Origin of the sequence: Nonomuraea sp. NPDC050310 (assembly GCF_040655795.1) — a bacterium.
Lineage (GTDB): Bacteria > Actinomycetota > Actinomycetes > Streptosporangiales > Streptosporangiaceae > Nonomuraea.
Genome location: NZ_JBFAKP010000018.1, coordinates 132450 through 144537, shown reverse-complemented (window position 1 = coordinate 144537; position 12088 = coordinate 132450). Strand labels below are relative to the sequence as shown.

The following is a 12088-nucleotide window of genomic DNA, read 5'->3' as shown; positions in this document are numbered from 1 at the left end:
CGTGCTGGGCCGCTGCACCACACCACCCGAAGGTGGCGCCGGGATTCGAACCCGGGTCGTCGCTATTGGAGAGCGATAACCGATCGAGATTCGACCCGCGCCACCGGCAGGACTGACGAGCTTCGACCCACCGGGCCTCGCGCTCAGGGTCCGCGGAGGGGTTGATCAAGATTCACGGTAGCGCGGGATTCGACAGGTTAGCGACCGTTTATCACCGCGGGGGCCGGGGTCAGCGGCGGGTGAGGACCTCCGACTCCCACAGGTCCCGGTAGTAGCCGTCCCGCGCGACCAGCTCCGCGTGCGTGCCGCGCTGCACGACCCGGCCCTGCTCCAGCACGACGATCTCGTCCACCTGCTCCAGGCCGGTCAGGCGGTGGGTCACCAGCAAGGTGGTCCGGCCGTGGGTGGCGTCGAGCAGGTCGGCCATCAGCTCGTCGGCGGTCTGCTCGTCGAGCGCCTCGGCGGGCTCGTCGAGCAGGAGCACCGGCGGGTCGTTGAGCAGGGCCCGGGCCAGGGCGAGGCGCTGGAGCTGGCCGCCGGAGACCGTACGGGCGTCCTCGCCCAGCTCGGCGTCCCAGCCGACGCGTTCGATCCAGCCGTCGAGCCTGGCCTTCCGGACCGCCTGCTCCAGCTCCTCGTCACCCGCTTCCGGGCCGGCGAGCAGGAGGTTGGCGCGGACGGTGGTCTGGAAGAGGTACGGGTCCTGGGTGAGGCCGGTCATCAGCTCGCGGACCCGGTCGGAGTCGAGCTCGCGGACGTCCACGCCGTTCACCCGGATCGTGCCGGATTCGGGCTCGACCAGCCGCATCAGTGCGGCGAGCAGGGTGCTCTTGCCCGCACCGCTCGGGCCCACCAGCGCGACCCGCTTGCCCGGGACCAGGGTGAGGGAGACGCCGTCGAGCGCTGCGGCGCCGGCTGGCTCCGCCCCCGGCGTGGGGGAGGAGGCGGTCCCGGCCGGCCGGGTGGCGGGGCGGGGGGCCGGGGCATCCGGTACGGCGTGGCGGACGACGAGGTCGCGGACCTCGACGGTGAGCGGGCCGGTGGGCGGGGGAGCCGGCCGGGAGGGTTCGGTGACGGCGGGGCGGGCGGCGCTGACCTCGCGGAGGCGGCGAACCGCGGCGAGGATGCCGGCCAGCCGCTCTCCCGCGGCGGCCAGGGGCAGCACCGGCTCGAAGGCGACCAGAGACATCAGGGCGAGTACGGCGGTGCCCACCGAACCGACGCCGGAGCGCTGGGCGAGCAGGACGATGGCGGCCACGGTCAAGCCCTGGATGAGGACCCCGAAGCCCAGGGCGGCGGCGTGGACGCGGGCCTGGCGGCGTTCGAGATCGGCCAGGTGGGCGTCGGCGTCGAGGGCGGCCTGGAGGGCACGGCCCGTGGCGCCGTAGGCGGCCAGGTCGGCGGCGCCGTGCACCACGTCGGCGGTACGGGCGGCCAGGCCGGCTCGGGCCGGGGCGATGCGGGCCGCCCAGCGGCGGGCCGCGCCTGCCGTACCGGCGGGGAGGGCCAGCCCGGCCAGGGCCAGGCCCGCGAGCAGGACCAGCGCGGCGGCGGGGAGGATCGTGAGGCCGATGGTGACGGCGGCCAGCGCGGTGATCAGCGCGGCGGCGGCCGGGAGGAGGCAGCGGACCAGCAGGTCCTGGACCGCCTCGGTGTCGTCGACCATCCGGCTCAGCAGGTCGGCTCCGCCGTGGCGGGGGGACTGCGGCGGGATGAGGGCTTCGTAGAGGCGCTCGCGGGTGGTGGCCTGGGCGCGCAGGGCCACGTCGTGCCCGGTCAGGCGTTCGGCGTAGCGGAAGACGCCCCGGCTGGTGGCGAAGGCGCGCACCGCGACGATGGCCACGCTCAGGGCGGCCAGCTCCGGCTGCTGGGCGGCTCGGGTGATGAGCCAGGCCGCGGCGGCGATCAGGCCGAGCCCGGCCAGCTCGGCCGCCGCCCCGGACAGCACCGCCCAGAGCAGGCGGACGCCCATGCGCGGACTCTCCGCGACGGCCCGGGTCGCGCCCTGGGTGCCGGTGTCGGCGGGAAGAGCGGCGGGGCCCTCGCCGGCGGCGGGACCGGGGGTGGCCGCACCGGAAGCCGATTCGGCGGGAGGGCTGCTGCCCTCGCCAGGGCTCGGCCTGGTCGGGGCGGGGGTGCCGTCGGGGTCGGGTGGGGTGGGCGGCCGGGTCACTGGGCGTTCCTCGTGGGCGTGGGCTGGGCGAGGGGGGCGGTGGTCCGGGTGGTGTCGGAGACGATGCGGCCTCGGTGGATGCGGATGACGCGGTCGGCGAGGTCGATCATGGCCGGGCGGTGGGCGACGATGATGGCGGTGCGATCGTGGGCGAGGTCGCCGGTGGCGGCGACGATCGCGGCCTCGCTCCGGCCGTCGAGGCGGGCGGTGGGCTCGTCGAGCAGCAGGATCGAGGCGTCCGGGCGGCAGAAGGCACGGGCCAGGGCGATGCGCTGGCGTTGCCCGGCCGACAGGTTGGCGGCGCGTTCGCCGACCAGGGTGTCGTAGCCGTGGGGGAGGGCCTCGATGAAGTCGCTCGCGTGGGCGTGCGCCGCGGCTTGCCGTACGGCGGGGAGGGGGGCCTCCGGGGCGCCCAGGCGGATGTTGTCGGCGACCGAGACGGTGAACAGGTGGGGGCGCTGGGGGACGTAGGCCGTGCGGGCCCGCCACTCGGTGAGGTCGAGGTCCTGGAGGTCGGTGCCGTCGACCAGGATCCGGCCGCTGGTGGGGGTGAGGAAGCCGAGGAGGAGGTTGAGCAGGGTGCTCTTGCCGCCGCCGCTCTCGCCGACCAGGGCCACGCGTTCGCCGGGGGAGATGGTGAGGGTGACGTCCGAGAGGGCGGGCTCGTCCTGGCCGGGGTAGGTGGCGGTGACGTGCTCCAGGCGGATCTCGGGCGGGGCCGGGTCGGCGGCCGGTGTCTGCTCGGGACGAGGCCGGCCCAAGGCGAGTCGGCGGTCGTCGGCGGGCTCGCCCGGAGTGGGGCGACCGTCCTCGGGGGGCTCGCCGACCGCGGGGGTGCTCGGCTTGGGGAGCTCGGTGTCGAGTCGCGCGGGGTCGGTGTCAGGGCGCGTGGGGTCGGTGTCGTCCAGGACGGCGAACGCAGCGTCGGCGGCGGCGACGCCCTCCATGGAGGCGTGGAAGCGGGTGCCCATGACCCGCAACGGAAGGTAGGCCTCCGGAGCGAGGAGCAGCACCAGCAGAGCGGTGGTGAGGTCGAGGTTGCCGCCGAGCAGCCGCAGCCCCACGGGGACGGCGACGAGCGCCAGGGACAGGGAGGCGCAGAGCTCCAGCACCAGGGCGGAGAGGAAGGCGACCCGAAGGGTGCGCATGGTGGCGCTGCGGTGGGCGTCGGCGACGGAGCGGATGACGGTGGCCTGGTGACGGGCCCGGCCGAAGGCCCGCAGGGTGGGCAGGCCGCGGACGACGTCGAGGAAGTGGCCGCCCAGCCGCGACAACGCGTGGAACTGGCGCTCGGTGACCGTCTTGGTGTGCATGCCGACCAGCGCACCGAAGATCGGGATGAGCGGCAGCGTGACCAGGACGATGACGGCACTCGCCAGGTCGGAGGTGAACAGCCGGATGAGGACCGCCAGCGGCACCACCGCGGCGACGGCGACGGCCGGGAGGTAGCCGGTCAGGTAGGGGTCGAGCCGGTCGAGCCCGCGGCCGACGAGGGTGAGGAGCTCGCCGGAGCGCCGGGAGGAGAGCCGCACCGGGCCGAGCCGCCCGAAGCGGTCGAGGAGGCGGCGGCGCAGCTCGGACTTGGCGCCGGTGGCCAGCCGCCCGCCGTACACGCCCTGGAACCAGCCGAGCAGGGCACGCAGGCCGACGACGAGGGCGAGCCCGAGCAGGACGGCGGCCGGGAAGCGGCCGGAGAGCACCCCGGCCAGCAGTTCGGCCTGGACCAGCACGAGCACTCCGGCGAGCACGGCGGAGCCGAGCACGACCAGCAGGTGCCCCCGCACCGTGGCCCGGAGCAGCCGCATGAGGTCCTTGTGCACGTCCCCCCTAGAAGAACGACGGTTGGCGGTCGGCGCGGCGGAAGGTGCGCCACACCCATACTTGCGCCCCGACCATGATCGGCGCGAACGGCACCACCATAAGACCGAGGGTGACCAGCGTCGACGACGGGGCCGAGTGGTTGAGAAGGTATCCTGCCCCACCGACGACCACGGCCAGCGCGGGCAGGGCGGCCAGCGCACCGGTCGCCAGGAACATCCACAGGGTGACCGGCTTGACGGCCACCATGCCCGAGGCGGCCTCGGGCGTGCGCCAGGCCAGGAAGGTACGGCCGTGCAGGGTGAACAGCAGGACCAGGACGACGCCGATCGCCAGCCCCAGCAGGCCGGGTGAGCCGGTGACCAGCGCGCCCAGCACGAGCCCCCAGCCCAGCGTGAGCCCGAGCGAGCCGAGGCCGATCGCCAGGTCCCAGGCCGCCCGCCAGCCGTCGCCGGGCAGCCGCCGCCGGAACCACAGGCCGGCGTCGCGCAGCACCCAGCTCAGGAGCATGCCCACCACGATCGGGTAGAGCGCGAAGACGACCGAGGACTCGAGCTGCGGGTAGACGCCGAACATCGCTCCGGCCAGGGCGATGAGCCAGACCTCGTTGGCCAGCACGAAGGGGGCCATCGCGGCGACCATCTCGTCCCGTTGCCCGCGCGGCCGGCCCAGCAGGTGCATGCCGACGCCCAGGTCGAAGCCCTCCAGGGCGAAATATCCCGCCAGCAGCCCGCCGAAGACGACGAACCAGATGATGTCCATACCGTGTTCCACCTCCACCGATGTCACTGAGTGAGCGCTAGGCGCCGAGGGCCAGCTCGACCGGGCCCCGCCGGACGATGCGCACGATGATCACGTAGTCGATCACCGCCAAAAGCCCCAATATCCCGACAAATCCCGCAAATGAGCCGGTGATCATCCCAGGGGTGAGCCCGGGAGACATCGCGTCCTCCACGGTCAGCCGCTCCCAGATCAGCCAGGGCTGGCGGCCGATCTCCCGCGCCATCCACCCCAGGATCGAGATCACGAACGGCAGCGGCGTGAGCCCGATGAGCAGCGACTGCGCCCACCCCCACCGCGGCATCCGGCTCACCGCCGCCCCGAAGAACAGCAGCAGCGGGAACAGCGCCATCTCGCCGAGCAGGATCATGAACCCGAGCCCGATCCCCGCCCCCGCGTTCCCCTCGAACTTGCCCGGCTGGATCAGCCCGAACTGCGCGTGCCCCGAGGCCACCGCGACGAAGATGCCCACCGCGGCCGTCACCACCCCGATCCGCAGCGACCGGGTGAACAGCTCCACCTCGGCGGTACGGCGCCGCAACTGGTAGGAGCTGGCCGCCGCCACCACCATCCCGCCGGTGAGCAGCGCCGCCCCGATGACGTGCGGCAGCGCCCCGACCAGGGCCGGATTGCTCACCAGTGCCCCGAAGTCGGCCAGTTCCAGCCGCCCGCCCCGCTCGACCGCTCCCACCGGGTTCTGCAGGAACGAATTGGCGATCATGATGAAGAACGCGCTCGCGTAGGCCGTGAGCACGACCATCCAGATGCACGCCACGTGCAGCCACTTGGGCAGCCGCCGCCAGCCGAAGATCCACAACCCGAGGAACGTGGACTCCAGGAAGAAGGCGACGAGCGTCTCCATGGCCAGCGGCGCCCCGAAGACGTCGCCCGCGTAGTGGGACAGCCCGCTCCAGGAGAGCCCGAACTGGAACTCCATCACCAGCCCGGTGACGATGCCGAGCGCGTAGTTGACCACGTAGATCTGGCCCCAGAAGCGGGTCATCCCCTCGAAGACCGGCCGGCCGGAGCGGGCCCAGCGGGTGTTCATGATCGCGACGAGCGGGGCCAGGCCGAGGGTGAGGACGACGAAGAGGAAGTGCAGGCTGCCGGTGACCGCGAACTGCAGGCGGGCCAGATCGAGCACGTCCATGGCGGAACTCCCTTATTGAGTCTGTCTACATATAGAGAGTCTACATACAATGAGGGAGTGAACTCAGACGCGCTCCGCGGCCACATGGACGCCCTGATCCTCGCGGTCCTGGAGGATGCGCCCCTGCACGGCTACGCGATCATCGAGGCGCTCCAGGAGCGCAGCGGCGGCACGCTCAACGTGCCGACCGGCACCGTCTACCCCGCGCTCCGGCGGCTGGAGCGCACCGGGTTCCTGGCCAGCGAGTGGGCCACCGTCGGGGGGCGCAAGCGGCGCACCTACCGCCTCACCGCCTCGGGCGCCGGCCACCTGGCCGGGGAACGCACGGCCTGGGGCGAGTTCGTCCGCACGATCGGCGGCGTCCTCCAGCCCCGGACGGAGAGTTAGGACAACGCGGTCGCTCGCGTCACCCGCAGGCAGCGGGCCGCCCCGACGACCTGCGCCGCGGTGAACGCCAGGCTCGCCGCCGAGATCAGCATGCCGGGCGGGTACCCCCCGAACCCGGCCGGTCCACGCGAGCCGAACATCAGGCACAACGACAGCACGCCGGTGCACGCCAGCAGCGTCCAGGTGAAGATCCCCAGCCGGCGGGTGAGCCGCTGCGGAGGCCGGCGCCGCAGCAGGAGGATGGTCACCCCCGCGACCATCCCGGCGGCGAGCTGCAGGATGTCCAGGGCCCGGGCGACCGGGACGAACCACTCGGGCCGCTCGGCCCACTCCGCGACCGGGTAGGGGAAGACCTGCCACACCAGCGTCCAGCAGAGCGCGGTGGCCGGGACGCCGAGGAAGAGCAGCCACGCCTGCCGCCGCCCGGCGCAGGCGACGAGCTCCTCCTGGAAGCCGGGCGCGATCTCGCCCACCGGCCCGAACTCCTCCACCGCCAGCCGCTCGGCCTCGGCGCGGGCCAGACCCCCGGCCTCCAGGGCCTCGGCGGCGTCGCAGAGCCCGTCCCTGGCCTCGACGACGAGGTCGCGCTTGACCCTCGCGGGGCCGACGAGCGCGCGTTCGAGCTCGGCCACGTAGTCGTCGATGAGCACGACGCCCAGCGTAGACGCGCCGGGTGGGGCGCGGATCGGGGATGTCCCTGAGATGTCCCCAGAGCTCAGGGCGCCGGCGACCGCCACCAGCGCCGCCCGGCCTTGCGCGGCGGTTGCGTCCCGTCCAGGGCGACGCCCGAAGCCGCGTCCCGGTCGTCGATCGAGGCGCGGAGCGAGGCCTGCCCCTCCGTCGTGACCACGACCTCGACCGGTTTGCTCCACCCGCGCCAGCCGTACTCGTCGGCCAGGTGGCGGCGGCGGGTGAACCAGCGCAGCGGCGGCCAGCCGAGGCTGAGCCGTACCCCGCGCGGGGTCAGCGGGAAGGAGCACTCGCGCACCCGCAGCCCGCCCGGGTGGGCCAGCCCGGCGAAGCGGCAGGTGGACAGGTCGAGCCCGGTCAGGCTCAGCTCGGGAGCCACCACCCGGCGCAGCGAGTCCAGCCCGGCCAGGCCCCGCCCGCTGAGCGCGGCCCGCCCGCGCAGGACCGCGCCTTCGAGGTCGGCCCGGGAGTCGGTCAGCCGCACGCGCACCGGCCCGTCCACGACGGCGTGCCGCAGGTCCACCCCGCCGCCGCGGACCGCGAGGTCCACCCCCGCGCCGGCCTGGGCGTGCGCGAACGACAGCCGCCCGGTCACGGAGGCGTACACCGGCCCGAGCAGCCGCGCCCGCTCGAAGCAGGCCCCGCCCCGCAGCTTGCGCAGCGAGAGGGTGTGCCCGAACCGGGCCCCGCGCAGCGAGGCCGTCTCGCCCAGGACCGCCCCGTCGAAGCTGGTGTGCCCGTCGAAGTGGGCGCGCTCGGCCGACAGCCCGCGGGCGAAGACCGCCTCGCTGAACAACGCGTCGCGGGCGACGCCGGCCGCGTCGAGGCAGAGGTGGCCGAGCACCCGCGCGCCGTGGAAGGACAGCTCGCGGCCGAAGCCGGCGCCGACCAGCGAGACGTTGCCCAGGAATCGGCTGCCGTAGAAGCTGGCCAGCCGGTCGAAGCGGGCGCCGTTCAGCGACACGTCGCCGGCGAACTCCACCTCCGCCAGCCGCGCCTCGCCGGGGAAGCGGGCGTGGTCCAGGCGGGTCCGGCCGGGCCGGTGACGGACGGCGGCCAGCACGCGGGCCAGGAGGTCTGGATCGAGCCGGGTGCCCCGCAGGTCGAGCAGCCGGGCGGGGGCGAGGGCGGCCAGCTCGGCGTCGAGCCGGTCGGGCGGGAGGTGGAACAGGCAGAGACCGTACGGCGGGCGCGCGATCCCCGTGCAGGCAGCGGCGTGCGAGCAGGTGACCCAATCCATGCTGCAGTCATACCCGCCACGAGCTGCTGTCAAGGTTAGATGAATTAACGCTCTATCAACCGTTTTGTCGAAAATTGTGAGGTAAAACCGCCGTAAAGTGCAGCCCATGCGTGTTCTGTCCAGGGCCTTCGCCGCCCTCGTCGCCGTCGGCGTCAGCGCCGCCGGCCTGACGGCACTTTCCGCCCTACCGGCCTCCGCCACGCCGGGTGACGTCGTCATCAGCCAGGTCTACGGAGGTGGCGGCAACACCGGCGCCCCGTACACCCACGACTTCGTGGAGCTGTTCAACCGCAGCTCCGCGCCCGTCTCCCTGAACGGCTGGTCGGTGCAGTACGCCAGCGCCACCGGATCCGGCCACTTCGCCGCCAACACCGTCGCCATCAGCGGTTCCCTCGCCGCCGGCCAGCGTTACCTGGTCCGTATGGGCGGCGGCAGCACCGGCAGCGAACTGCCCACCCCCGACGCCACCGCCTCCATCCTGATGGGCGCGGGCGGCGGGAAGGTCGCCCTCGTCAAGTCCGACACCGGCCTCGCCTGCAACGGCGCGCCGGTCGCGTGCACGCCGGAGCAGCTCGCCCAGGTCGCCGACCTGGTCGGGTACGGCAACGCCACCTTCGGCGAAGGGAGCGCGGCCCCGACCCCCTCGGCCACGCTCGCCGCGCTGCGCAAGTCCGGCGGCTGCCTCGACACCGACGCCAACAACGCCGACTTCGAGACCGGCGCCCCCGCCCCTCGCAACACCGCGAGCGCCGCCACTCCCTGCGGCGGCAGCTCCCCCTCGCCCAGCCCGAGCACCAGCCCCACGACCAGCCCGAGCCCGAGCCCCAGCCCCACCGCCGACCCCTGCGAGGCGCCGGCGACGCACCAGATCGCGCAGGTGCAGGGCAGCGGTGACGCCAGCCCGCTGGCCGGGCAGAACGTCCGCGTCGAGGGCGTCGTCACCGGTGACTTCCAGAAGAGCACCCAGCTCAGCGGCTTCTACCTCCAGGACCCGACCCCGGACAACGACCCCAAGACCTCCGAGGGCCTGTTCGTCTTCGCGCGCGACACCTTCAAGGACGTCAAGGTCGGCGACCGCGTCCTGGTCAGCGGCAAGGCCATCGAGTTCAACGGGCTGACCGAGCTGTCCCCGGTCACCTCGGTCGGCGTCTGCGGCACCGGCACCGTGGCGGCCCAGCCGTACGAGCTGCCCCGGCCGGCCGGCGTCACCTTCGAGCCGGTCGAGAACATGCTCCTCACCTTCCCCGAGACGCTCACCGTCTCCGAGCACTACAACGTCGGCCGCTTCGGCGAGGTGCTGCTGTCCTCCGAGGGCCGGCTGTACCACCAGAACGACCGTCCCGGCGTGACCGTCGAGGCCAACCTGGCCCGCTCGCTGCTGCTCGACGACGGCTCCGGCGACTCCGACCCGCAGACCGTCCCCTACTCGGTCCGCAACGGCGACACCGTCAAGGGCCTGACCGGCGTGCTCGGCTACAGCTTCAACCTCTACCGCCTGCAGCCGGTCAAGCCGGTCGACTTCGCCGCGACCAACCCGCGCCCGGCGCAGCCGGCCAAGGTCGGCGGCAACGTCACCGTGGCCAGCATCAACACCCTCAACTGGTTCACCACCCTCGGCTCGCGCGGCGCCAGGACGCCCGAGGAGCAGAAGCGCCAGCTCACCAAGCTGGTGGCCGCGCTCAAGGGCCTCGACGCCGACGTCGTCGGCCTCATGGAGGTCGAGAACAACGGCCAGGTCGCCCTCCAGGCCCTGGTCGACGCGGTCAACGCCGAGGTCGGCGCCGGCACCTACGCCGCGCTGAAGCACCCCTTCCCGGGCACCGACGTGATCCAGGTCGGCGCGATCTACAAGCCGGCCAAGGTCAAGCCGGTCGGCGAGACCCTCTCCTCCGAGGACCCGGTCAACAACCGCCCGCCGCTGATCCAGACCTTCCGCCGCGTCTCGGGCGGCCAGCCGTTCACCATCGCGGTCAACCACCTCAAGTCCAAGCAGAGCTGCCCGGCCTCCGGCCCCGACACCGACCAGGGCCAGGGCTGCTGGAACCCCACGCGGGTACGGCAGGCGGAGGCCCTGGTGAAGCTGCTGGACACGCTGGACGTCCCGCACCCGATCATCCTCGGCGACATCAACGCCTACAGCGAGGAGGACCCGATCCACACGCTGGAGAGCGCCTCCTACACCAGCCTCACCAAGAAGTTCGTGCCGCTGGCCGACCGCTACAGCTACGTCTTCGAGGGCCGCTCCGGCGAGCTCGACCACGCCCTGGTCGGCAAGCAGCTCCTCAAGCGGGTCACCGGCGCGACCATCTGGCACATCAACGCCGACGAGCCGCGCATCCTGGCTCCGTACGGCACCGGCCACCGGCCTGACCTCTACCAGGCCAACGCCTTCCGCTCCTCCGACCACGACCCGGTCCTGATCGGGCTCGACATGCCCGGCGGCAAGTAGCCTCCACCCGGCACCTTGGCGGCCCCGTCCCCAGCTCGGGGAGGGGGCCGTTGTGGAATGCGTTCAGTGGGTAGGTGGTTGAGTAGGGCAAGACCGATAGACCGTGACCGAGTAACGAGGAGCCACGCGTGGCGACCATCGAAGTAACCGAGCAGAACTTCAACGAGATCGCCGACAAGGGCATCGTGCTGCTGGACTTCTGGGCCGAATGGTGCGGACCGTGCCGGGTGTTCGGCCCGATCTTCGAGAAGGCCTCGAACAAGCACGAGGACGTGACCTTCGGCAAGATCGACACCGAGGCTCAGCAGGCGCTCGCGCAGGGCTTCCAGATCACCTCGATCCCCACCATCATGGCCATCCGCGACGGCATCGTCGTCTTCGCGCAGCCGGGCGCGCTGCCCGAGCCGGCGCTGGAGGACCTGATCGGCCAGGTCAAGGGGCTCGACATGGACGCGATCCGCGCTGAGCTGGCCGACGAGATGCAGCAGGCCGCCGAGCAGAACTGAGGCCCGGCCAACCGAAAAGACCCCGCCGCGGCGGGGTCTTTCGTGTGTCCAGGGTGTTCTGGGGATCCGGTCAGGCCTTGAAGCCGACGCCCGCGTACCCGATCGGCGGCGTCTTCTCCGGCTCGCCCTCGGGCCGCCAGTCCTTGGGGTGCACCAGCCCGGGCTCGACCAGGTGATAGCCCTCGAAGAAGCGCCCGATCTGGCTCTCGGTGCGCAGGTTCAGCCCGGCGGTGGAGCGCCGGTAGATCTCCATCGCCTCGGCCGTCAGATCGGGCGCGGCGTCGATGGCGTGGCTGACGACCAGCGCGCTGCCCGGCACGCTGACCTCGCGCAGCCGGTCGGTGAGCGCGTAGGCGGGCTCGTCGGGGATGAAGTGCAGCAGGCAGAGCATGACGAAACCGACCGGCTCGCTGAAGTCGACGTGCTCGCCGAGCTTGGCGAGCAGGTCCTCCGGCTGCCTGACGTCCGCCTGCACCACGCTGACCTGCGAGCCGGCCAGCAGCGCGCGGGCGTGGGCGCAGACGATGGCGTCGTAGTCGACGTACACCACGCGCGCCTCGGGGGCGGTCTCGTGGGTGTTGCCCTGCGTGGGCAGGCCGGAGCCCAGGTCGACGATCTGCCGCACCCCGGAGTCCACCAGGTGCCGTACGGCCCGCCGCAGGAAGGACCGGTTCTCCAGCGCCGAGTCCCGGGTGTTCGGGAACAGCCGCAGGATCTGGTCGGCGGCGGCGCGGTCGGAGGCGAAGTTGTCCTTGCCGCCGAGGTAGTAGTCGTACATCCGCGCGACGTTGGGGACGCTGGGGTCCACGCCTTCCGGAACCTGCTCGCTCACGATTTCTCCCGAAATATCACGGCATTCGGGGATGATCATACGGCTTGCGCCCCCCTCTCCGAG

At 72.8% G+C, this 12088-nt stretch carries 10 protein-coding genes and 1 tRNA gene; 3 read left to right on the top strand and 8 right to left on the bottom strand.

Translation table 11 applies throughout. The annotated features are described in order from the left end of the window. Positions 1 to 30 precede the first annotated feature (30 nt). From AB0I67_RS32170 to AB0I67_RS32150, 5 genes are all read right to left on the bottom strand, one after another. Positions 31 to 105: transfer RNA gene (locus AB0I67_RS32170), tRNA-OTHER, on the bottom strand. Between the two features lie 124 nt (positions 106 to 229). Continuing rightward, a complete protein-coding gene (cydC, locus tag AB0I67_RS32165) occupies positions 230 to 2173 on the bottom strand; it encodes a thiol reductant ABC exporter subunit CydC (protein WP_357931176.1) in 1944 nt (647 codons plus the stop codon). Beyond that, complete coding sequence (gene cydD, locus AB0I67_RS32160; RefSeq protein ID WP_357931173.1) at positions 2170 to 3993, bottom strand: thiol reductant ABC exporter subunit CydD; 1824 nt, start codon at positions 3991 to 3993, stop codon at positions 2170 to 2172. Before cydD ends, cydC begins: the two co-directional genes overlap by 4 nt. A 7-nt stretch (positions 3994 to 4000) precedes the next feature. Then, positions 4001 to 4753 carry a cytochrome d ubiquinol oxidase subunit II gene (locus AB0I67_RS32155; RefSeq protein WP_357931170.1) on the bottom strand — a complete coding sequence of 251 codons (753 nt, stop codon included), beginning with the start codon at positions 4751 to 4753 and terminating at the stop codon, positions 4001 to 4003. A 37-nt stretch (positions 4754 to 4790) separates the two neighbouring features. After that, on the bottom strand, positions 4791 to 5921 hold the full coding sequence (locus AB0I67_RS32150) for a cytochrome ubiquinol oxidase subunit I (RefSeq protein WP_357931168.1): 1131 nt from the start codon (positions 5919 to 5921) through the stop codon (positions 4791 to 4793). A 57-nt stretch (positions 5922 to 5978) separates the two neighbouring features. Between AB0I67_RS32150 and AB0I67_RS32145 the strand changes: the two genes are divergently transcribed. Continuing rightward, on the top strand, positions 5979 to 6308 hold the full coding sequence (locus AB0I67_RS32145) for a helix-turn-helix transcriptional regulator (protein ID WP_357931166.1): 330 nt from the start codon (positions 5979 to 5981) through the stop codon (positions 6306 to 6308). Here AB0I67_RS32145 and AB0I67_RS32140 read toward each other — a convergent pair. Further along, complete coding sequence (locus tag AB0I67_RS32140) at positions 6305 to 6958, bottom strand: permease prefix domain 1-containing protein (protein ID WP_357931163.1); 654 nt, start codon at positions 6956 to 6958, stop codon at positions 6305 to 6307. The genes AB0I67_RS32145 and AB0I67_RS32140 overlap by 4 nt on opposite strands. A 65-nt stretch (positions 6959 to 7023) precedes the next feature. After that, on the bottom strand, positions 7024 to 8238 hold the full coding sequence (locus AB0I67_RS32135) for a pentapeptide repeat-containing protein (RefSeq protein ID WP_357931160.1): 1215 nt from the start codon (positions 8236 to 8238) through the stop codon (positions 7024 to 7026). A gap of 106 nt (positions 8239 to 8344) precedes the next feature. Between AB0I67_RS32135 and AB0I67_RS32130 the strand changes: the two genes are divergently transcribed. Then, complete coding sequence (locus AB0I67_RS32130; RefSeq protein WP_357931158.1) at positions 8345 to 10687, top strand: ExeM/NucH family extracellular endonuclease; 2343 nt, start codon at positions 8345 to 8347, stop codon at positions 10685 to 10687. Between the two features lie 128 nt (positions 10688 to 10815). After that, positions 10816 to 11193 (top strand): thioredoxin, encoded by a 378-nt coding sequence (gene trxA / locus AB0I67_RS32125; RefSeq protein WP_357931156.1) that lies wholly within the window; start codon positions 10816 to 10818, stop codon positions 11191 to 11193. Between the two features lie 70 nt (positions 11194 to 11263). On the opposite strand, the gene AB0I67_RS32120 is transcribed toward trxA, so the two are convergent. Continuing rightward, a complete protein-coding gene (locus AB0I67_RS32120) occupies positions 11264 to 12025 on the bottom strand; it encodes an SAM-dependent methyltransferase (protein WP_357931153.1) in 762 nt (253 codons plus the stop codon). Positions 12026 to 12088: the final 63 nt, after the last annotated feature.